The 20,412-nt window shown below is 39.1% G+C and carries 25 protein-coding genes; 17 read left to right on the top strand and 8 right to left on the bottom strand.

Annotated elements, in window-relative coordinates; genetic code table 11:
• The 15 genes from FE813_RS03650 (at position 1) to FE813_RS03590 (ending at position 10,535) form a co-directional block, all read left to right on the top strand.
• Positions 1-207, top strand: a complete 207-nt coding sequence (locus tag FE813_RS03650; RefSeq protein ID WP_139989470.1) for a hypothetical protein — start codon at positions 1-3, stop codon at positions 205-207.
• Positions 208-315: 108 nt separating this feature from the next.
• A complete protein-coding gene (locus tag FE813_RS03645) occupies positions 316-579 on the top strand; it encodes a type II toxin-antitoxin system RelE family toxin (RefSeq protein ID WP_006995583.1) in 264 nt (87 codons plus the stop codon).
• 11 nt (positions 580-590) lie between these two features.
• A complete protein-coding gene (locus FE813_RS03640) occupies positions 591-983 on the top strand; it encodes a helix-turn-helix domain-containing protein (protein ID WP_133498148.1) in 393 nt (130 codons plus the stop codon).
• Between the two features lie 56 nt (positions 984-1,039).
• Positions 1,040-1,900, top strand: a complete 861-nt coding sequence (locus tag FE813_RS03635) for a hypothetical protein (RefSeq protein ID WP_139989469.1) — start codon at positions 1,040-1,042, stop codon at positions 1,898-1,900.
• Positions 1,901-2,037: 137 nt separating this feature from the next.
• A complete protein-coding gene (locus FE813_RS03630) occupies positions 2,038-2,256 on the top strand; it encodes a helix-turn-helix transcriptional regulator (protein ID WP_040035086.1) in 219 nt (72 codons plus the stop codon).
• Positions 2,257-2,562, top strand: coding sequence for a transcriptional regulator (locus FE813_RS03625; protein ID WP_112122847.1), 306 nt, complete (start codon positions 2,257-2,259; stop codon positions 2,560-2,562). It abuts the gene before it with no gap.
• Between the two features lie 94 nt (positions 2,563-2,656).
• Complete coding sequence (locus tag FE813_RS03620) at positions 2,657-3,262, top strand: host cell division inhibitor Icd-like protein (RefSeq protein ID WP_111407759.1); 606 nt, start codon at positions 2,657-2,659, stop codon at positions 3,260-3,262.
• Positions 3,255-3,494: a hypothetical protein gene (locus tag FE813_RS03615; RefSeq protein WP_046949478.1), complete on the top strand. Its 240-nt coding sequence runs from the start codon at positions 3,255-3,257 to the stop codon at positions 3,492-3,494. Before FE813_RS03620 ends, FE813_RS03615 begins: the two co-directional genes overlap by 8 nt.
• Positions 3,495-3,833: 339 nt before the next feature.
• Complete coding sequence (locus FE813_RS10470; protein ID WP_180978677.1) at positions 3,834-4,007, top strand: hypothetical protein; 174 nt, start codon at positions 3,834-3,836, stop codon at positions 4,005-4,007.
• A gap of 112 nt (positions 4,008-4,119) precedes the next feature.
• On the top strand, positions 4,120-4,455 hold the full coding sequence (locus FE813_RS10465; protein WP_180978676.1) for a MerR family transcriptional regulator: 336 nt from the start codon (positions 4,120-4,122) through the stop codon (positions 4,453-4,455).
• Positions 4,356-5,354, top strand: coding sequence for a site-specific integrase (locus FE813_RS03610; protein ID WP_139989468.1), 999 nt, complete (start codon positions 4,356-4,358; stop codon positions 5,352-5,354). Before FE813_RS10465 ends, FE813_RS03610 begins: the two co-directional genes overlap by 100 nt.
• Positions 5,355-5,369: 15 nt before the next feature.
• Entirely contained in the window at positions 5,370-5,657 is a 288-nt protein-coding gene (locus FE813_RS03605; protein WP_139989467.1) for a hypothetical protein, read from the top strand.
• A gap of 9 nt (positions 5,658-5,666) precedes the next feature.
• Positions 5,667-7,874 (top strand): DUF927 domain-containing protein, encoded by a 2,208-nt coding sequence (locus FE813_RS03600; RefSeq protein WP_139989466.1) that lies wholly within the window; start codon positions 5,667-5,669, stop codon positions 7,872-7,874.
• A 560-nt stretch (positions 7,875-8,434) separates the two neighbouring features.
• Positions 8,435-8,914 (top strand): hypothetical protein, encoded by a 480-nt coding sequence (locus FE813_RS03595; protein WP_139989465.1) that lies wholly within the window; start codon positions 8,435-8,437, stop codon positions 8,912-8,914.
• Between the two features lie 397 nt (positions 8,915-9,311).
• The gene (locus FE813_RS03590; protein WP_139989464.1) at positions 9,312-10,535 is read left to right on the top strand and encodes an MFS transporter; all 1,224 of its coding nucleotides are present in this window, start codon (positions 9,312-9,314) and stop codon (positions 10,533-10,535) included.
• Between the two features lie 43 nt (positions 10,536-10,578).
• Here FE813_RS03590 and rfaC read toward each other — a convergent pair whose 3' ends face one another.
• From rfaC to FE813_RS03565, 5 genes are all read right to left on the bottom strand, one after another.
• The gene (gene rfaC, locus FE813_RS03585; protein ID WP_139989463.1) at positions 10,579-11,535 is read right to left on the bottom strand and encodes a lipopolysaccharide heptosyltransferase RfaC; all 957 of its coding nucleotides are present in this window, start codon (positions 11,533-11,535) and stop codon (positions 10,579-10,581) included.
• Complete coding sequence (locus FE813_RS03580) at positions 11,532-12,437, bottom strand: DMT family transporter (protein WP_139989462.1); 906 nt, start codon at positions 12,435-12,437, stop codon at positions 11,532-11,534. Before FE813_RS03580 ends, rfaC begins: the two co-directional genes overlap by 4 nt.
• Complete coding sequence (gene waaF, locus FE813_RS03575) at positions 12,434-13,474, bottom strand: lipopolysaccharide heptosyltransferase II (RefSeq protein WP_139989461.1); 1,041 nt, start codon at positions 13,472-13,474, stop codon at positions 12,434-12,436. Before waaF ends, FE813_RS03580 begins: the two co-directional genes overlap by 4 nt.
• Before the next feature lie 85 nt (positions 13,475-13,559).
• Positions 13,560-14,486, bottom strand: coding sequence for an ADP-glyceromanno-heptose 6-epimerase (gene rfaD, locus FE813_RS03570; RefSeq protein ID WP_005636304.1), 927 nt, complete (start codon positions 14,484-14,486; stop codon positions 13,560-13,562).
• 52 nt (positions 14,487-14,538) lie between these two features.
• Positions 14,539-15,042 carry a protein disulfide oxidoreductase gene (locus FE813_RS03565; RefSeq protein WP_139989460.1) on the bottom strand — a complete coding sequence of 168 codons (504 nt, stop codon included), beginning with the start codon at positions 15,040-15,042 and terminating at the stop codon, positions 14,539-14,541.
• A gap of 110 nt (positions 15,043-15,152) precedes the next feature.
• On the opposite strand from FE813_RS03565, the gene deoC reads away from it, so the two are divergent.
• Positions 15,153-15,824: a deoxyribose-phosphate aldolase gene (gene deoC / locus FE813_RS03560; RefSeq protein WP_139989459.1), complete on the top strand. Its 672-nt coding sequence runs from the start codon at positions 15,153-15,155 to the stop codon at positions 15,822-15,824.
• A gap of 33 nt (positions 15,825-15,857) precedes the next feature.
• Here deoC and FE813_RS03555 read toward each other — a convergent pair whose 3' ends face one another.
• From FE813_RS03555 to gpt, 3 genes are all read right to left on the bottom strand, one after another.
• The gene (locus FE813_RS03555; RefSeq protein WP_005636298.1) at positions 15,858-17,387 is read right to left on the bottom strand and encodes a YifB family Mg chelatase-like AAA ATPase; all 1,530 of its coding nucleotides are present in this window, start codon (positions 17,385-17,387) and stop codon (positions 15,858-15,860) included.
• Positions 17,388-17,501: 114 nt separating this feature from the next.
• Positions 17,502-18,119, bottom strand: a complete 618-nt coding sequence (gene yihA / locus FE813_RS03550) for a ribosome biogenesis GTP-binding protein YihA/YsxC (RefSeq protein ID WP_106013665.1) — start codon at positions 18,117-18,119, stop codon at positions 17,502-17,504.
• A 140-nt stretch (positions 18,120-18,259) separates the two neighbouring features.
• Positions 18,260-18,727 (bottom strand): xanthine phosphoribosyltransferase, encoded by a 468-nt coding sequence (gene gpt / locus FE813_RS03545; protein ID WP_106013666.1) that lies wholly within the window; start codon positions 18,725-18,727, stop codon positions 18,260-18,262.
• A 106-nt stretch (positions 18,728-18,833) separates the two neighbouring features.
• Between gpt and pepD the strand changes: the two genes are divergently transcribed.
• Complete coding sequence (pepD, locus tag FE813_RS03540) at positions 18,834-20,291, top strand: beta-Ala-His dipeptidase (protein ID WP_106013667.1); 1,458 nt, start codon at positions 18,834-18,836, stop codon at positions 20,289-20,291.
• Positions 20,292-20,412 lie beyond the last annotated feature (121 nt).

Here is a 20,412-nt window from a genome sequence, read left to right as displayed (position 1 = left end):
ATGCGACAAACTCACGTAAATAACAAAATGAGAAAAGAAGATATATTCAGGCAGCTGGATTCATTTTCAGACCGTGGGGGCGATATTATAAAGGCTGAATTTATGGCGTACCTTTGCAACATTGGCGCGCTTACTGAACGCGAAGCCATAGACCTCACAACTGAATATATCAAACGATGCGAAAAACTCGAACGCAATCGCTACTAATCAAGCCCCGAAAGGGGCTTTATCTTTATAATAAAATCTAATTTTCTTATTGCAAAGATAGATTATTAACTTATAATCTAATTAATAATATAACCTCAAAGAATCTCGATGAATATCGTAAACTGGACAAAAGATGCGTTACGGCAACTCTTGAAAATAGATGGGCGTTACCAAAAAGCAATAAGGGAAAAAGCAAATGCCTTAAGCGAATTCCCTAGTGAAGCACTAGACACAAAAAAACTAAAAGGCGAAGAGGGAAAATGGCGGTTGCGCGTAGGTAACTACCGCATAATTTTTGAAGTAATCAACGGTCAACCCAAAATTATCAACATTCAAGCGATTAAACGCCGTAGTGAACGCACTTATAGTTAGGAGAAAGCAAAATGAATTTAAATCACAGATACATAAATAATTCACAAGGGCAGCCTGAATTTGTTATTTTGCCTATCGCAGAGTATGAAGACTTAATTATGAAGGCAAGCCCTTTTGATGATGAAAATGCGGAAGAATGGGAAAATATCCCTGTAGAAGCAAGCGAAGATGGCAATGAATTAATCCCAAATGATGTAGTCAATATCATGTTTGAACAGGAAGTTAGTTTATTGGCTGCATGGCGCATTTATCGCAGTCTTTCACAAGCTGAAGTAGCAAAACACACTGGGTTAACGCAATCTGCAATTTCTCAAGCAGAACGCAAAGAAAGCAAACCGCAGAAAAAGACCCGTGAAAAATTAGCAAAAATCTATCAATGCAAGCCTGAACAATTAGAACTATAAAGCAAGATATGACAAAGCCCACTAAACTGGGCTTTATTTTTACTTAGGATATAAAAATGGAAGAAAAAAAACCGTTAATAAAACAATGGTACACACTAGACCAAGCAATAGAAAAATTAAGTAAAGAAAATGTAGGCGATTATTCTAAAAATGACTTAGTTCATTATTGGCTGAATGGTTTTATCGAATTTTACACAACCATTTTTTATAATATAGAAAGCTTACAATTAGGAAATATAGAAATAAAAAATGAGGATTTACTTGTTTTTCAATTTAGTGGTACTGGGAACATTGCTTTAGAGTTATCAAAAGAAAATAAACAAGCATTATCCAAGCCTATTTTTGGAAATACACAGTTAAGAATAGTTCAACATTTAAGTGAGTTAATGGAAATATCAAACGCATTCACTACATACAGAACAAACATCAAAAAACAGAATATATTAACAGATCCAGAAAATAGACTTATGATGCTTGTAGATGGTCTTATCAGAATAGATAGACCTTTCTCATTTGTAGATAGAATAAAAATTATTGATAGTATAAATATAGATAAAATAGCTCATCTATTTATTGACATAAATGAGCAGGAAATAATAATTGATTTAGAAAAGACAAAAAACGATTTTTTAAGCCTAAATGAGATATATATAACTCATGATGAATTACAGAAAATCTATGATCTGAATGAAGAAGGAAAAATAAATAATAAATTACAATCAAAGAAAAGCCAAAACACACAAGCGCGTTTTATCCGTGATTTACTCGCAATTAATTACAATTTACATACGGCTCAAGAAATAAGAGGAGCACTTGATAACCCGCGTTCGATGATAAGCCGACAATTTGATGAAAAAGAGTTAATCAAACCAAGCGGAAAAACTATCTATAATTATATCAATCAAGTCGAAGATTAATCCCTTACTTTGGAATATTCCAACTATTTTTGGAATATTCCACCTTCCAAAATTTCCACCCCATACCATACGCCCCGACAAGCAAGACATTTCAAGACACGTTATTTGACAATTTCTACAACCAAACAGGGGCAACTATGGAAAAACTCGAACACGCCAAAGTGCGTTACTACTCAACCGCTACGATTTGCAAAATGTTAGATGTATCTCGTGCGTGGTTATGGGATCAAGTTAATGCTGGCCACTTTCCGAAACCAATTAAATTAGGGCGATTAGCGCGTTACAAGGCAGAAGATGTAGAGCGTTTTCTCGCAAACCAAGAGCAAATAGCCGAAATCAATTTAATGGGGGAATAAATGGCAGGTTTAACGATTTATTGCCCTTTTTGCGGACAACGTGCGGGAATCCGCACTACTGAAAAACTTTCATTACTCGCCACAAAAGCACGCATTTATTGCCCGTCATGTGGGCAATTAAACGCCGATTTTGTAGGGCAGATTAGCAACATTAAAAGGGCGGTTTATGTGGATTGCCCCGAAGCGAACAACTGGGAGAAAACCGAAAAAGAAACTTTACAGGAAAAGGGTATTAAGCCGATGACGAATGAAGAACGATTAGCACAATTAAAAGGGCAAGATAAAGCGCAAGGCAAGTTGTTTTAAGCCGTGCGCTGACTTGAGGGCAAAAAAAAGCCCCGCGAGGCTTGACTTGGTTGGCGCGGGGACTTAGGAAAAACCATACAACGAAAGATTTATTATGAAATTTAGCCAAAAAACTAAACGGGCATATTATACCCGAAAAACAAACACTTATCACAAAACGAACAAAAATATCCGCTTTTTGTTTATTTCACGCTTGACAGATAAAACGAGATTAAACTATATTAATCCTGCACTCGCGAAATCGAGAGCCAGCCGTGACAAGCTGAACATTTTACAGGCGAACGATAGCACGCCATTTAACCGTGCTTTTTTTGTTCGTAGCGTTTACGCACCTATCCAAAATAATCTATCTTTTGATAGACTATTCTCAATGGTAGCGCGTAATGGGCAACCCTTAGCGGTTGGCTGTTTTCCTGTAAAGGCAGTTTGTCACCCCGTTACGTGCTACCGCCCGACCGTGACAAGTCTAGCGGTAGTTCCTAAAAATTATTTACAGGACACCGCAGAAATGATCTACAAATTTCTATGCGTTAATCGCACACACCCGCACTTTAATTTGTGCATTCAAACTATTCACGCCAACACCGAAGAAAGCGCAAGATTAAGCCTTAACGCTGATTTTCGCCACCTCGTCACCGTTGCAAAAATCAACCCGAAATTTAACCGCACTTTAGCGATGAAAGGGGGGATTTATGCTTGATATCTATGTTTTAACCGCATTCGATTTTTATCGTCAAAAACACTATACCAGCCGCTTTTATGAATACGACGATGCAGAACGCACCGCTCGATTTTTAATGCAAAAAGATCCGAATGTCTGGGCGGTAAAAATTCATAAACAAGAATGGGGCCCCGTTGAGAAAACCGCACTAAAACGTGTGCATTCTCGCACTTTTGAACAACTATTCAAAAGCAACGAAGGGGGTGAATGATGAATAACGATTCCAATCAACCATTATTAGAGGGCGTTTTGATTTATTCGAAGAACGACCAGGAAAAACCGAAAAACCCTTCTATCGTATTAATTTAAGAGCTTTGCGCTCGTTTTAATATTCCTCGAAGTAAAGAATTGGAATATGACGATTACTCTATCATTGACCGATTGGCCTTTTATAGTGCGTGTTATTTGGCTCTATTTAAAGAGTTAAAGGGCACAAAGGTTGATTATTGGATAGATAACGCATTATGCGATATTTACTCACATAACGGACGCTATCCATTAGAACAATGTTTACAGCGTTACGCGGCAATGAAAGCAAAAGGGGGCAAAAATGAAATTTAATTTGACCGCACTTTTACGCCTTTTTATGCGTAAAAAACACCACGCACCGATTTTTATCACTATCAATTATTTCACCGATACCAACAGCACAACTCAACATTTTCACCAATTGAAAGCGGGCAATATTGCGGGACGTGATGTTACCCATGAGGGAAACGTATGAACACTTATTCTTTTAATTTACCCAACACCGAAGAAAGCGCAATTCAAAGCCTAACGCACCGCATTCGCCAAGCAAGAAGAGACCTCACAGAGCACAGAGAAAAAGGGGGCGGATGATGGTATTAAATGAAATGCCGTTATTGCTGACGATCAAAGAAGCGGCGGACTATCTCAAACTGTCTTATTCCACCGTCTTTCAAAACCGGATTAGATGGTTTTTTTTCACAATGCCAGGAACGCGTTCCTGGAGAATATCCTATGATGATTTAAAAGCCCTTGAACAACGAGCTACATCACAATGTTTACAAGAACTGGCAATTACACCAAGCCTAAAAAATAGGGGGAACGAATGGCTATCTACAAAAGAAAAAATACTTACTGGATCGATATTACAGCACCAAGCGGGCAAAGAATTAGACAAAGCACTCGAACAACTCAAAAAGCACTAGCCCAAGAATTTCATGACCGCTTAAAGCGTGAATTATGGGAAATAGCTTATTTAGATAAAAAACCAATACGCCTTTTTGATGAAGCGTTACTACTTTTTATTGAGGAAGGTAAGCAAGGCAAGAATATCGACACGGTAAGACGGCACGCCATTTATTGGCGCACCCTATTCCAAGGGCGAACCTTGCAAAGTATTACAGGCGAAGAGATTGCAGCAAACATTCCACAATATAGCAAAACAGGGGAAACACTAAGCCCAGCAACAAAAAACCGCTACCGCACTTCAGTGATGAAGATGTTTTCCCTTGCCTATAAAAATGACTGGATAGCCAAGATTCCTTACGTTCCGAAAAATGCAGAGCCAAAAGTAAACGTACGCTGGATAAGCAAAAACGAGGCCGCACGATTAATTGAAAATCTTGATTTGCCATGGATGAAAGCCGTTTGCAAATTTGCACTTTATACAGGGGCGCGAATGAGTGAAATTCTTTCGCTTGAATGGGACAGCGTAGATTTATCGCGAAAAATTGCCGTTGTTCGTGCGGATAAATCAAAATCAGGCAAGGCGCGTCCCTTACCTTTAAACGATGAGGCATGTACGCTTTTAGCGGAACTAGAGGCACAACGGTGCAATAAATATGTTTTTCATAGAGGCACTAACAAAATGATTGGGCGAATTGACTGGGTTGATTTTCACCGCGCATTAAACCGCGCTGGAATTGAAAACTTTCGCTTTCATGATTTGCGCCACACGTGGGCAAGCTGGCACGCACAAAGTGGCACACCGCTTTACACGTTGAAAGAGATGGGCGGATGGCAAACGCTGGAAATGGTAAACAAATATGCGCATTTGAACGCAGACCATTTATTAAAGTACGCCAACAGCACCACACTAAACTAATAAAAAAGGATCACCATGCAACAAGAACAACCGCTAACAGTAGAAAGCCTTAAACGCATTTTATCTAGTTATGATGAACGTTTAAGCCGCTTAGAACGCATTGAACAGGCGAATAATCCAGATGAAATTTGGACACCTCGACAAGTCGCAGAATACGCCAAAATTTCTTACGGCTATTTTATGCAAACCCTTTCGCTTGATCCCAATTTTCCCGCAAGTGTCGGCACGCTGAAGAAACGCGCCCCGAAAAAATACCGTGCGGCAGAGGTTATCGCATTTTTTAAGAATCGGAATAAGGCATAGGGGGAAAAGATGAGTTATAAAAAACACCCACCAAAAGCACCGCACTTTGACGAACAAGGGCGCGTAGCCTTTGAGCATATTCACGCATTAATTGGCAATAAAGCCTGGAATGCTTGGGGATTTGGTAAAGATAAAGGCAATGGCCTTGAATGGGGTTTATTGCGCGATAAACTAGGTCTTGAGCGTGATTATAAGCCGATAATTTTAGATGCGGAGAAACTGGCAAACGCTGGCGATTATCAGATTTTAAAAGATGATGTGCACGCCGTGACATTTTACCGTTTTGGCGAAGTGACAAGCGACCAAGAAAACGCCCTTTTATTGGCACTAGCAACGCGCAGTAAAGCAAAAAAAGTCTTTTTTGCAGATAGCCTCGGCGATAATTTGGAAGAATTAAGCCACCGTTTAGAAGATTTACGCAATAGTGCAGAATCGCGCAATTTAGCAGAAATGCGCGTGGAATATATGGATAAACCAGATGCGCCAAAACGTGAGCCTTATGTAGAGTATCGAGAAAATGGCAAGATTAAAGGGTTACATTACATTAAGCCTAAAGTTGATAATGATACTGGCGAAATCATTAAAGAGAGTATGACGTGGATTTGTGATGATTTGGCACTGGTTGGCGAGGGGAAAACGCAAGGCGGAGAATATTACTATCTTTTTCAATGGCAAAATCGAGATGAAAATAAGCCGCGCACCGTTGCTATCGCCCGTGAAGATTTTGGCACAGATTCAGGCTGGAAAATGCTGAAAGCGCAAGGTTTGAAAATGACACAAGGCTCAGGCTTAACACAACGCCTTACCGAGCATTTTCATTTTAACGGCGACCATTTTACCCAATGGACTATCACGAATGTGACAGGCTGGCTAAATGGAGCGTATTTATTACCGAATGGGGAAATTATTGGCACGCCGCTTAAACCGATTCATTTTACCGACCGAAGCAGTTCAAGCCTGGGCTATACGACAAGCGGCACACTTGCAGATTGGCAAAGGGAAATTGCGCAAAATGTACGTGGTAACGCCTCAATGATGATTGGCGTAGCGGTTGCGTTAGCTGCACCTATGCTTTCACTTTTAGGGCGGGAATCTTTTGGCGTGCATTTATTCGCGGAAAGTTCAAAGGGAAAAAGCACAACCCTAAATATTGCCAACAGTATTTACGGCAACCCCGAAAAAATAAAATTAAGCTGGAGCACCACCGCAACAGGCGTAAAAAATGAAGCAGCTGCACGCAATGACGGCTTTATTACTCTAGACGAAATCGGACAAGCCAAAGACGGAAAGAATCTAGAGACTATCGCCTATGATTTGTTTAATGAAACGGACAAAATCAGAGGCGAAAAAGAGGGCGGAAACCGACAAATAAAACGCTGGAAAGTCTCCGCACTTTCGACAGGGGAAAAAGATTTAGAAACCCAGCTAAGACAGCAGGGCGCAAAGGTGCACGCTGGGCAATTAGTACGACTTTTAAATGTGCCGCTTGAGGAAGCGAACCATTTACACAACTTTCCCAACAACAAAGCGCACGCCGACCATTTAAACGAAAAAGTGCAAGAATGTTTTGGCATAATTGGGCGCGAATGGATAGCCTTTCTTTCTAACAATGCGGATGCAGTGAAAAGCACCTATAAGATAATTCGCCAAAAATGGCTAGATTTATCTAATAATATGAGCGGACAAGTGCAACGTGTAGCGGGCGACCGTTTCGCCGTGCTAGAAACCGCACTTTATTTAGCCAAAGACTTAACCCAATGGACGGAAGAAGAAAGCGCACAAGCCATTTTAAAAAACTTTCTCAACTGGAAAGAAGAATTTGGCGAAAATAGCCGAGAAGAAACAAGTTTAATCAGAATTTTGACCGATTGGCTATTAGTCAATGAAGCAAGTTTCATTGAATACCCAGCGGATCCTAATGCAAGAACACCGATTAAAGTATCAGGTGTTAGAGTGTTGGCCAATGAAGCGAAAAAGGAAGAAGAGCATTATTTCATTTATCCTAAAATTTTTGATGAAATTATTGAGGGATTCCCTAAAAATATGGCGCACAGCATACTTTTTTCATCAGGGTTATTAAAAAAACCGAAAAAGCCCGAGAATGGCTATAATGAATACATTTTCAAAATATCGAAAAAGTATATAGGCAAAACGGTTAGGGCCTATAAAGTGATGCCATTTTCAGATGATGAAAGTGATTCAGAAAAAACCGAATAAAAATTAAAGCAAGGTTCGCCACCTTGCTTTTTTTATGTTTTAAAAGAATTTTTCTGCCAAAAGATAGGATTTTTATAGGAATTATAGGAATAAAATATTACATATCTTTATAAATCAATAAGTTACAATAATAAAAAATTCCTATTACCTATCTAAAAATTCCTATTCAGTGGGTAAAAATTCCTATTTTTGCTCTTTTTATTCCTATTGTACAAAAAACGGCCTTAAAAAATTCCTGTAAAATTCCTAAAAAATTCCTGTTTAAAAAATAACCACAGGAATTTTTTTCAAACCTTTAAACTATTAATAAACAAAGATTTTTTCCATGAAAATTAAAAAATTCCTGTAATTCCTGTAATTCCTGTAATTCCTGTAATTCCTGTAAAAAAAAAGCACTAACAGAAAAAAATAAAATTAAAGCAAAAAGAACCCCAAAAAATCTACCGCACTTTTTCGCACATACTGGAATAAATTACCGACTTTCCAAAAGTATAAAAAAGATACATTTTACTTTTATTTTTTTCTGCTTGCCTTAGAATCAAATTACACAATAACCATAGATGAAAGAAATGATTGCCTTGATCCTATTTCTAATTGCTGCACCAATTTATTTACTGATAGCGGGGCTTTTTATTGGTGGCACATATTTAATCAACATTCTGCCAGCATTTATCGTAATCTATCTATTGTTGGTATTTTTAGCTGTAATACTGACTCCATTCAAACCGTGGTTTAATCGGAACCGCGCCAAAATAAATTCTTTAGGAAAATTGATTCTTTTAGTTTTATTTGGGCCACTAATAGCTGTTCTAACGATATCTATCATTGCATTACCTTTCGTTATGATTTACGCAATAGCTGATAACCCATTTTTATGGTATGCAGTGATTTTATTATTTGTTTTCGTCTATGGTTTCATCAAAAGAAATTCAATAAAACGAAAGGAAGAAGAAAGGATTTGGGAAAAAACTCGTGAACGCGCAGCATTACATAAGGAAAGATATTTTTACGGTGAACAAAAATACACTAAAGAAGATTAAGCTATAAAAATGAACAAATAAAACGAAATTAAACGAAAATTAAAGATTGACCGTTAAACCTCTTTTTTTTCATAATTGCACCTTGAACAAGGACAAATCATAGAAAAATTTATTTTTAACCCCCTGTATAACCCCCTAACGGACTATACAAAATATCAAGATTTTAGACTACACAAGGCTTAAGAGGTAAAAGTCGTTGTTCTTTCTCACCGCCATCCTAATTTTATTCCCTAATAATTCCCCTTTTCTTTCTTATTCAAATTCAGTTTTTAATTCTGATTATTTTTGTTATTACACTCATTGAATTTTTTCATCAATGCAGTAAACTAGCCACCGATTTTTTAATCACCTCTCTTTTCACTTTAAATGTTACCTGAGAGTAACAAAAGGACACATCATGACAAACAAAGTAAACAGTTATGGCTGGAAAGCCTTAATTGGCTCTACCGTCGGCTATGCAATGGACGGTTTCGATCTTCTAATTTTAGGTTTCATGCTTAGCGCAATTTCTGCTGACTTAAATCTAACGCCCGCCCAGGGTGGTTCTCTCGTGACATGGACACTTATTGGCGCAGTTTTTGGCGGTATTTTATTTGGCGCATTAAGCGATAAATACGGTCGTGTACGTGTACTTACTTGGACTATTATTCTCTTTGCGGTGTTTACTGGTTTATGTGCGATTGCACAAGGTTATTGGGATTTACTGATTTATCGCACAATTGCTGGTATTGGCTTAGGCGGTGAATTTGGAATTGGGATGGCTCTAGCAGCAGAAGCATGGCCCGCACGCCACCGAGCTAAAGCTGCATCTTATGTTGCCTTGGGTTGGCAAGCAGGTGTGTTAGGTGCCGCATTACTTACACCATTATTGCTCCCGCATATTGGCTGGCGTGGAATGTTCTTGGTGGGTATCTTCCCTGCATTTGTCGCTTGGTTCTTACGTTCTCATCTGCACGAACCTGAAATTTTCACTCAAAAACAAACCGCACTTTCAACGCAATCCAGCTTTACTGATAAATTACGTTCATTTCAGCTTCTGATTAAAGACAAAGCCACGAGCAAAATTAGTCTTGGTATCGTTGTACTTACCTCCGTACAAAACTTCGGTTATTACGGTATTATGATTTGGTTACCTAATTTCTTATCAAAACAACTGGGATTCAGCTTAACTAAATCTGGACTTTGGACAGCCGTTACCGTCTGTGGCATGATGGCTGGCATTTGGATTTTCGGACAACTTGCCGACCGCATCGGACGCAAACCAAGTTTCTTACTTTTCCAATTAGGCGCAGTGATAAGTATCGTGGTTTACTCACAACTTACCGATCCTGACATCATGCTTCTTGCTGGGGCATTTTTAGGTATGTTTGTAAACGGAATGATGGGAGGTTACGGTGCATTAATGGCAGAAGCCTACCCAACTGAAGCTCGAGCAACCGCACAAAACGTACTTTTCAATATTGGTCGTGCCGTAGGGGGATTTGGACCTGTGGTTGTGGGCGCAGTTGTACTCGCCTACTCTTTCCAAACTGCCATCGCCCTACTTGCGATTATCTACGTAATTGATATGTTAGCGACAATTTTCTTAATCCCTGAATTAAAAGGTAAAGCCTTAGACTAAGAAAATATAAAAGATAAAAATGCTCGCCAAGTGCGAGCATTTTTTATGAAATAAAAAGAAGTAATTGTGAGAATACTTGTTCAGCTGAAATCTCTTTCATTGAACTTGCCGATAAGTAATGCTGATTTTTACCATAACAGCCAATCAATTTAGGATCCGTTGCGCCATAAAGCGTAATATTGGGGTTATCCAAGGCGGCAGTTAAATGCGCCAAACCTGTATCCACCGACACGGCAGCTTTTGTATTTGCAAGCTGTTTTGCAAGCTCCGTTAAAGTTAACTTAGGCAACACGATCACATTAGAATGAACTTGAGCCAAACGCTCTGCTCGCGCTTTTTCTAGTTCATTTCCCCAAGGTAAGCGAATTTCGTAATCAGAAAGTGCGGTAATTTTTTCAATCAATTTTTGCCATTCTGATTCTTCCCAATGCTTATCTGCCCGAGTTGTAGAATGAATGAATACCACATAGTTTTGTTCTGAAGTTTGATGAAGAAAATGGCGAGCAATACCATAATCACCCTGAACTTGAGGTAATTCATAACCTAAACTTTGAGCAAAAAGCTGACGAATTCGTTCCACCGCATGCTGTTGATAAGAAATGGCATATTTTTTATCGTAGAAAAAAGACGCTAACGGCTCTCGGATACTTTGACGATCATATCCATGTTTCACACCTTGAGCGAAACGAGTTGCAAATAATGCACTTTTAATGAGCCCTTGCGCATCGATTACCGCATCATAGTTTTCAGCCTGCAACAAAGTGCGGTAATTTTTCCACTCATTTCTTGTTTGAATAGAAAAAGGCGATTTACGCCAACGGCGCAAAGCAATAGGAATCACTCGATTTACAGCGGAATGCCAACGTGGAATTTCTGCAAAGTTTTCTTCCACCACCCAATCAATACTTAAACTAGGAATCGCCTTTTGTGCATCAGTCAAGGCAGGCAAAGTGTGGATAACATCCCCCATAGAGGAAGTCTTAATCACGCATACTTTCATTTAATTAACCTTCTTCCCCAATGCATAATTCCAAGTCCAGATACGGCTAAAATGCCCCCAATAATTAAGGAGAAATCCACTCGTTCATTCAACCAAACGGCGGAGAATAAAATGCCTAAAATCGGCACAAGAATAATATAGGCCGAGGCATTGCCCGCCCCTAAGTGTTTCACACCATCAAAATACCATGCATAAGCCAATACCGTTGAGCCAAATGCAAGACCAAGTAAACTAAACCATTGCGATCCATTTAATTGAAATACGGTTGCCCAATCTTCCGCACTTTCCGTCCATAATGCTGCCAACGTCAGCATGAAAAAACCAAAAGTAGAAGAAATCGTGGTAGCGGTGAGAGAATCAATTCCGATTAATACTTTACGAGCCAATAAAGTATAAGCAACCCAGCAAACTAAAGCACAAAGCAATAACATTTGACCGAATCCAAAATTTTGTAAGAGGTTAGTTGGATTCCCTTTTGTCATGGCTAACAAAGAACCGCTAATGGCAATAATCATCCCTAATACAACCCAGCGATTCCATTTCTCTTTAAATAATAAAATCGCAAAAAACATCGTAAAGACGGGATTAGAGGCAACGACCATCGTTCCTTGCCCTGCTGGAACATATTTCAAACCCCAAATAAAGAAAGTAGAATAACCAAAGATCCCAAGCAAAGCCGTTAACAATAACCCAACCCATTGATTAGGTCGCAGTTGTTTAGCATATTTGAAACGATTCGCCGCATATAGCCAAATAATGAGTGGTATAATGGCGAAAAAAAAGCGCACGCTTGAAGCAACAAATGTCGGCATAGCTTGGGCAACCACTCGTCCCCAAGGCCAAGAGGCGCCCCATAAAATCACCATTCCAATTAATTGTAAATGTATGCGTAAAGGGTTCATTTTTCTAATAATGCCTCTAATTTTTCTAATGCCATTTCCGGCGTAATATCAATCAAACTTTGATGATAACCGCCCTCTTTGTCACCTTTACGGACTTTAATCAATCCACCTTCAATTAAACGAATAATCGTCGCTTTATCCGAAAGTGGCGGCGTATATTGCGGGCTAGTAGGTCCATAAAGTGCAATCAATGGACGATTTACTGCAGCAGCAATATGCATTAAACCACTGTCATTGGTCACGACTGCCGTACAATTTGCAATTAAATCCACGGCTTCATTTAAGTTGGTTTTTCCTGCTAAATTGACACAAAACTCACGCAACGCTTCTGGCAGCGCTTGACGGATTTCTTCGCCCACAGGTTCATCTTTAGCAGAGCCAAATAATTCCACTGCATAGCCTTGGGTAATTAACATTTCTGCTAATTTAGCATAATGATAATGCGGCCAACGTTTAGCTGGACCAAATTCTGCTCCTGGACAGAAACCAATAATCGGACGTTCGCCTAAAAGTGCGGTCTGTTTTTCAAAGTTTTTTAAGGTTTCAGCTTGTTGCGCTGGCTCAATCGTCAAATAGGGTTTTAAGACAGGAATATCATCGGCTTTTGGTACAGAATTTTTTTCAAAAGCTAATGCAACATAACGCTGCACCATCATTGGATAATCTTTTTTATTGGCTCGTAAATCATTCAATAAAATATAACGGCTTTCACCTTTCCAACCACGACGATGGATAATTTTTGCAAAGAAAGGAATAAGCGCAGATTTCAATGAATTAGGCAAAACAATCGCCATATCATATTGTTCACGCAAAGACTTTCCTAAACGATAACGCGTTCCCAATTCAAAGGCCCCGTGCCCTAATGGCATTTCAATCGCCTTACACACCTCTGGCATTCGCGCAAGCAAAGGCTTACACCAATTCGGTGCCATCACATCAATATTGCAGTTTGGATATTGAATTTTCAGTTGCTGGTACAAACTGTGCGACATCATCATATCGCCAACCCAAGATGGGCCAATAATTAGAATATTCATTTTCTGTCTTTCAGATAAAAGTGCGGTCAAAAATACCGAGATTTTTAACCGCACTTTGTTGATGGGAAGTAGGCAAACCTACGGTTTATTTTCTATTCAACCATGCCATATATTCAGCCACGCCTTCCGCGACTGTTTTGAATGGCTTATCGTAGCCTGTTGAACGAAGTTTAGTTAAATCAGCTTGAGTATATTCTTGATAACGAGATTTCAAATGCTCTGGGAATGGAATAGTTTCAATCTCACCTTTACCGTGGAATTTCACTACCGCATCAGCCACCGCACGGAAACTTTCTGCATTTCCTGTCCCTAGGTTGTAAATACCCGAAATACCATTTTGCCAACACCAAATATTCACTGCAGCCACATCGCCTACATAAACAAAATCACGGCGGAAGTGTTCGCTGCCTGCAAATAATTTTGGATTTTCGCCTTTTAAGATTTGGTTATTCAAGTGGAATGCTACGCTCGCCATAGAACCTTTATGATTTTCACGCGGCCCGTAAACATTAAAATAACGGAAACCACATACTGGCGATTTTGCTTCTGGCAAAATGTTACGCACATATTGGTCGAACAAGAATTTAGAATAACCATACACATTTAATGGGCCTTCAAATTCACGTTCTTCACGGAATACTTTGGTATCACCATAAGTTGCAGCGCTTGAGGCATAGAAGAAAGGAATTTCGCGGTCAAGGCAATAATGCAACAACTCTTTAGAATATTCGTAGTTGTTGTGCATAATGTATTTGCCATCCCATTCCGTAGTGGCAGAACATGCCCCCTCGTGGAATACTGCATCAATATCGCCAAATTCGTCGCCTGCAATAATAGAAGCAATGAAATCTTCTTTATCACAATAATCTGCAATGTCTAAATCAACTAAATTGGCAAATTTTGTGCCATCTTTTAAGTTATCGACCACTAAAATATCTTTGCGCCCTAAATCATTCAATGCTTTGACAATATTGCTGCCAATAAAACCAGCGCCGCCTGTTACGATAATCATAATTCTGTCCTCTTTAAAATAAGTCTGCGTATTGTAATAGATTTTCTACCGCTTAGCCAAAAAACTCTGCGAAAAACAACCGCACTTTTAATCCCCAATAACTCGTGAGGCCTGTCGTAACAAGATCCATTTTGCCTTTACTCAACAACACAATTGTGGGCGTCACATTAATTTGCCATCGCTCTGCAAATTCGCCTTTCGGATCATTCACTGTTGTGAAGTGGTAGTCATGCTTACTTAAATAATCATTTACGTCCGCCTCATTACCTGAACGTAATGCCACAGATACAACTTGATAGCCTTCTTTCGCTAAAGAATTAATTGCTGGTGAAGTATAGCGACAATAACCACACCAAGTTCCCCAAAAATAAAGCAACGTCGCTTTATTTTGATCAAGACTTTCAAGAGAGAACGTATTCCCTTGAAGATCTTGTAGCGTGATTTTATTTATTTCCTCTGGCACCACAGGACGACGAACAAAATCCAGTATGCTACTCATCACAATAAACGTTAAAAAGAGGGATAATCCATTCTTAAGTAGTTTTTTAATCTTCATTTTCTTTATTCCTTATCGCATTGAGATGATTGTAATCAAGCATAAAAGCACAGTCAAAAACAAGGGATTTTTGCTACAATAGGTAAAACATAAATAAAAGGAGGAAAATAATGACACCGAATCAACTTGCTCAATATATCGATCACACTGCACTGACAGCAGAAAAAAATGAACAAGATATTTTGACACTCTGCAATGAAGCGATTGAACACGGATTTTACTCTGTATGTATCAATTCTGGTTATATTCCACTAGCTAAAGAAAAACTTGCTGGCTCAAATGTAAAAATTTGTACCGTAGTTGGCTTTCCTTTGGGGGCGAATTTAACCTCTGTCAAAGCATTTGAAACGCAAGAATCTATTAAAGCAGGTGCAAATGAGATTGATATGGTGATTAATGTAGGTTGGATAAAATCGCAAAAATGGGATGCAGTAAAACAAGATATTCAAGCTGTATTTAATGCTTGTGATGGCACACCATTAAAAGTGATTTTAGAAACTTGTTTGCTCACTAAAGATGAAATAGTGAAAGCCTGCGAAATTTGTAAAGAAATCGGTGTGGCTTTTGTGAAAACATCAACAGGCTTCAATAAAGGCGGAGCGACCGTGGAAGATGTTGCATTGATGAAACAAACGGTCGGCAATTTTGGTGTTAAAGCATCAGGCGGCGTGCGTGATACTGAAACGGCATTTGCAATGATTAAAGCAGGTGCAACACGCATTGGTGCAAGTGCGGGCATTGCAATTATTAGTGGCACGCAAGATGCCAAAAGCACTTACTAATCCTTTCACGCGTGGTATTCTCACCACGCGTTTTTACATATTCGATAATTTCTGCAACAAACGATCCATTGCTCGATACCCCAAAGCTTCCGCTAAGTGCGGTTGAGAAATTTGTTGTTCTCCTTGTAGATCGGCAATGGTTCGAGAAACTTTCAAAATACGATGATAAGCCCGTACAGAAAGCCCCAGTTTATTCAGCGCATTTTCAAGGAAAAAGGCATCTTTATCACTTAACTTGCAATCACGTTCAATCTCTTTACTATTCAAATAAGCGTTAATTTTCCCCGCTCTTTCCATTTGAATCTCACGCACTTTTAACACTTTTTCACGAACTTGCGCACTTGTTTCACCACGATCACCTGTATTTTGTAAGCTACCTTGTGGCAGTAAAGGCACTTCAATAGACAAATCGAAACGATCTAAAAATGGTCCTGAAAGTCGATTCAAATAACGCATAATTTGCTGGGGTGAAGTGCGGTTATGCGTTCCAGTATAATGGCCTGTCGGACTTGGATTCATCGCTGCCACCAATTGAAAACGAGCTGGAAATTGGATTTTGGCATTAGCACGAGAAATAATAATCTCACCACTTTCCAAAGGCTGACGTAGTGCATCTAATACTTTTCGTTCAAACTCTGGAAGTTCATCAAGAAACAGCACGCCATTTGTTGCTAAGGATATTTCACCAGGTTTTGGGATCGTCCCGCCTCCAACTAAAGCCGGCATTGATGCACTATGGTGCGGGGCGCGAAAAGGACGTTGTTTCCAATTATGAAAATTCAACTCGTTTTGTACTAAACTCGTTACAGATGCCGTTTCTATCGCTTCTAAATCCGTCATTTCAGGTAAAAGCCCTGTCAATCGGCTAGCTAACATGGTTTTCCCTGTACCCGGAGGGCCAAGAAAGAGTAAATTATGCTGCCCTGCTGCGGCAATGGTCAATGCTCGTTTGGCGTGTTGTTGTCCGATAATATCCGTTAAATCTAATGTATTTTTACCCGAAAAATTTACCGCACTTTCTTTCACAATTTCAGTGGCGAGAGGTAATTTTTCCTGACCATTGAGAAATTGCACCACATCTAAAAGCGTTTGAGCAAAATAAGTATTTTGATCAGAAACGAGAGAAGCTTCATTAGCATTTTGTTTCGCGATAATTAACTCTCGCTTTGACTTTTGCGCTGCAAGAATAGCAGGAATCACACCATGTACACCACGCAATTGCCCCGTCAGAGCAAGCTCAGCCACAAATTCAAATTGTTTTAAACGGCTCGCATCAAGCTGATCCGATGCGGCTAAAATCCCGATGGCAATAGGCAAATCAAATCGTCCACCTTCTTTCGGTAAATCCGCAGGTGCGAGATTCACTGTGATACGCTTGGCTGGATATTTAAATTGTGCATTCATCAACGCACTACGCACCCGATCTTGTGCCTCTTTCACCGTTTTTTCTGGCAAACCAACAAGCGTAAATCCAGGTTTTCCGTTGCTTAAATGCACCTCAATAGTGACAAGCGGTGCCTGCACCCCCATAGAGGCACGACTGTAAACAATAGCAAGGGACATGATAATCCTTAAAGTGCGGTAAAAATGGAGATAGTTTTTGCACTATAAAAAAAGCACATAATGAAATCATTCATCATGTGCTTTTCTTGCGATCTAGATCGCAAAATTTATATTTTATTCCGCAAAAAGTGGCGAAAACCAAAAATCTAATTTCGCTGCAAGTTTATCAATACCAATTTTATTTTGTGCAGAAAAGGCTTCTACTTGAATGTCACCTTGGAATGGAAGAATCGCTTCGCGCACTATTTTCACTTGTTTACTACGTGCACTTTGGCTCAATTTATCGGCTTTAGTAAGCAATAAAAGTACGGGTAAATCTGCTGAAACCGCCCATTCAATCATTTGTTGGTCAAGATCTTTAAGAGGGTGGCGAATATCCATCAGCACAACCAATCCCGCCAAACATTCTCGTTTTTGCAAATATTCGCCTAAGGATTTTTGCCATTGGATTTTCATTTGCTCTGGTACGGCTGCATAACCATAACCTGGTAAATCCACCAATTTACAATTTGGTTCCACTTCAAATAAGTTGATTAGTTGGGTACGCCCCGGCGTTTTTGAGGTGCGGGCTAAGCTTTTTTGATTAGTTAATGCATTAAGTGCAGTTGATTTTCCTGCATTTGAACGTCCCGCAAACGCAATTTCAATGCCCGTATCTTCAGGAATAGAACGAATATTCGGCGCACTCGTTAAAAAGTGAGTTTTATGATAATTAAGTTTAATTTCAGACATAAGGATTCCTTTTAAAATTGCGCTTAGAATAGCATAAATAATCCTGTTTCCGAAATGACACGGATTAACTCAAAAGGCAAATTAAGAGATAAAAAAATGCGAAATCAAAGGGATTTCGCATTTAAATCTAAAGAATAAACTTATTTTCTTGCAAAAGGCGGGACAAACATTAATCCTAAATCCCAAGGCTGTTCAATCCAAGTATTTTGAGGAATATCAATCACATAATCATCAACTAGTTCTGCCCCTGCTGGTTTTGCAAATACTGTCACAAATTTTGCATTTGGATACATTTCACGGATTGCACGTGCAGTATTACCTGTATCAACTAGATCATCAACTATGATAAAACCTTCTCCGCCATTTGGTACCTGTGCAGCGTGAAGAACCTGCAATTCACCTTGATTATTGTGGTCATGATAACTTGCAATACAAACGGTTTCTACGTGGCGAATGCTTAACTCGCGAGCTAATACAGCAGCAGGGAATAAACCACCGCGACTCACGGCAATAATACCTTTCCATTGGGATGCTGGAAGTAAACGCTCTGATAATTTACGAGCATGCATTTGGAACATATCCCAAGTCACCACATATTTTTCACTCATTTTAATACCCTAAATTTTGTCAATAAATAAAAATTGCGTAAGGATAACCTGAAATAGCATTTTATGCTATTATTTCCTCAAAATTTTTCGATAAAAAGGAGAAACTATGTCTGAAATTACAACACTTCAACCCGAATTGCTATGGAAATGGTTCGATCAAATTTGTACAATACCACATCCATCTCATCACGAAGATACACTTGCAAACTTTATTGTTAACTGGGCAAAAGAAAAGCATTTTTTTGCAGAACGTGACGAGGCGGGTAATGTATTAATTCGCAAACCAGCAACAGTAGGTATGGAAAATCGCACACCTGTTGTATTGCAAGCCCACTTGGATATGGTGCCTCAGGCCAATGAAGGTAATCCACATGATTTCACTAAAGATCCGATTCGTCCTTATATTGATGGCGATTGGGTAAAAGCAAAAGGGACAACGCTTGGTTCCGATAATGGTATTGGTTTAGCATCTACATTAGCCGTACTTGAAAGCGATAATATCGCACATCCACCACTTGAAGTCCTTCTTACCATGACAGAAGAAACAGGAATGGACGGTGCATTACACCTCCGTCGTAATTGGCTACAATCGGACATTCTTATCAATACTGACACTGAAGAAGTCGGAGAAATTTATATCGGTTGCGCCGGAGGGATTAATGCCAATTTATCAATACCAATTCAATGGGAAAACAACACTTTTGAACAATCAATTCAACTCATATTGAAAGGTTTGCGCGGTGGACATTCAGGTTGCGATATTCATACTGGACGAGCTAATGCAATCAAAGTTATGGCTCGCGTATTAGCGAAACTTCCACAAAACACTTCTCCTTTCCAGCTTGCAGAAATTCGTGGTGGTTCAATTCGAAACGCTATTCCTAGAGAAGCTGTTGCGATTCTAGTTTTCAATGGCGAACCTCATGCTTTTGAAAGTGAGATAGAAAAACTAAACATTTTATTAAAAGAAGAATTATTCATTGCTGAACCTAACCTTAAGCTTTTCTTAGAATCAGCGGAAAAACCACAATCTATCTTTACCTTAGAATCAACAGAAAAAGTCATTCATTTATTAAACGCGTTACCTAACGGCGTCATTCGTAATAGCGATGTAATCAAAAATGTTGTCGAAAGTTCACTCAGCATCGGGGTATTAAAGACTGAAGAGCGCAGTGTGAAGGGAACTATTTTAATACGTTCATTAATTGAAAGCGGTAAAGATTATGTAACAGAATTATTAACCTCTGTTGCCAACCTTGCGGGTGCGAAAACTGAATTTTCAGCACCATATCCAGGTTGGAAACCAGTCAATGATTCCTCCATATTAAATCTTACTCAAAAACATTATGCTGCAGTGTTAGGCAAACAACCTGATATTAAAGTCATTCATGCGGGTTTGGAATGTGGATTACTCAAAGAGCATTATCCTAATATCGAAATGATTTCTCTAGGACCAACTATTCGTAATGCGCATTCACCAGATGAGAAAGTACAGATTTCTACTGTCACAACCTACTGGAATGTATTAGTAAATGTATTAGCTGATATACCAATTAAAGCTTAATAAATAATAAAAAGCGATGGAATTTCAATATTTTTATCGCCTTTTTAAATATCTCAAAATAAACAAAAAAGAGATAAAAAATACCGCACTTTAATATCTCAAAGTGCGGTAATTTTTATCA

Origin of the sequence: Haemophilus seminalis (assembly GCF_006384255.1) — a bacterium.
GTDB lineage: Bacteria > Pseudomonadota > Gammaproteobacteria > Enterobacterales > Pasteurellaceae > Haemophilus > Haemophilus seminalis.
The sequence above is the reverse complement of the archived record's forward strand: the minus strand, read 5'-3'. Positions and strand labels throughout refer to the sequence as shown.

Coding starts and splice junctions, on each gene's coding strand:
- FE813_RS03650 (WP_139989470.1), top strand. CDS start 1: ATGCGACAAACTCACGTAAATAACAAAATGAGAAAAGAAGATATATTC.
- FE813_RS03645 (WP_006995583.1), top strand. CDS start 316: ATGAATATCGTAAACTGGACAAAAGATGCGTTACGGCAACTCTTGAAA.
- FE813_RS03640 (WP_133498148.1), top strand. CDS start 591: ATGAATTTAAATCACAGATACATAAATAATTCACAAGGGCAGCCTGAA.
- FE813_RS03635 (WP_139989469.1), top strand. CDS start 1,040: ATGGAAGAAAAAAAACCGTTAATAAAACAATGGTACACACTAGACCAA.
- FE813_RS03630 (WP_040035086.1), top strand. CDS start 2,038: ATGGAAAAACTCGAACACGCCAAAGTGCGTTACTACTCAACCGCTACG.
- FE813_RS03625 (WP_112122847.1), top strand. CDS start 2,257: ATGGCAGGTTTAACGATTTATTGCCCTTTTTGCGGACAACGTGCGGGA.
- FE813_RS03620 (WP_111407759.1), top strand. CDS start 2,657: ATGAAATTTAGCCAAAAAACTAAACGGGCATATTATACCCGAAAAACA.
- FE813_RS03615 (WP_046949478.1), top strand. CDS start 3,255: ATGCTTGATATCTATGTTTTAACCGCATTCGATTTTTATCGTCAAAAA.
- FE813_RS10470 (WP_180978677.1), top strand. CDS start 3,834: ATGAAATTTAATTTGACCGCACTTTTACGCCTTTTTATGCGTAAAAAA.
- FE813_RS10465 (WP_180978676.1), top strand. CDS start 4,120: ATGATGGTATTAAATGAAATGCCGTTATTGCTGACGATCAAAGAAGCG.
- FE813_RS03610 (WP_139989468.1), top strand. CDS start 4,356: ATGGCTATCTACAAAAGAAAAAATACTTACTGGATCGATATTACAGCA.
- FE813_RS03605 (WP_139989467.1), top strand. CDS start 5,370: ATGCAACAAGAACAACCGCTAACAGTAGAAAGCCTTAAACGCATTTTA.
- FE813_RS03600 (WP_139989466.1), top strand. CDS start 5,667: ATGAGTTATAAAAAACACCCACCAAAAGCACCGCACTTTGACGAACAA.
- FE813_RS03595 (WP_139989465.1), top strand. CDS start 8,435: ATGAAAGAAATGATTGCCTTGATCCTATTTCTAATTGCTGCACCAATT.
- FE813_RS03590 (WP_139989464.1), top strand. CDS start 9,312: ATGACAAACAAAGTAAACAGTTATGGCTGGAAAGCCTTAATTGGCTCT.
- rfaC (WP_139989463.1), bottom strand. CDS start 11,535: ATGAAAGTATGCGTGATTAAGACTTCCTCTATGGGGGATGTTATCCAC.
- FE813_RS03580 (WP_139989462.1), bottom strand. CDS start 12,437: ATGAACCCTTTACGCATACATTTACAATTAATTGGAATGGTGATTTTA.
- waaF (WP_139989461.1), bottom strand. CDS start 13,474: ATGAATATTCTAATTATTGGCCCATCTTGGGTTGGCGATATGATGATG.
- rfaD (WP_005636304.1), bottom strand. CDS start 14,486: ATGATTATCGTAACAGGCGGCGCTGGTTTTATTGGCAGCAATATTGTC.
- FE813_RS03565 (WP_139989460.1), bottom strand. CDS start 15,042: ATGAAGATTAAAAAACTACTTAAGAATGGATTATCCCTCTTTTTAACG.
- deoC (WP_139989459.1), top strand. CDS start 15,153: ATGACACCGAATCAACTTGCTCAATATATCGATCACACTGCACTGACA.
- FE813_RS03555 (WP_005636298.1), bottom strand. CDS start 17,387: ATGTCCCTTGCTATTGTTTACAGTCGTGCCTCTATGGGGGTGCAGGCA.
- yihA (WP_106013665.1), bottom strand. CDS start 18,119: ATGTCTGAAATTAAACTTAATTATCATAAAACTCACTTTTTAACGAGT.
- gpt (WP_106013666.1), bottom strand. CDS start 18,727: ATGAGTGAAAAATATGTGGTGACTTGGGATATGTTCCAAATGCATGCT.
- pepD (WP_106013667.1), top strand. CDS start 18,834: ATGTCTGAAATTACAACACTTCAACCCGAATTGCTATGGAAATGGTTC.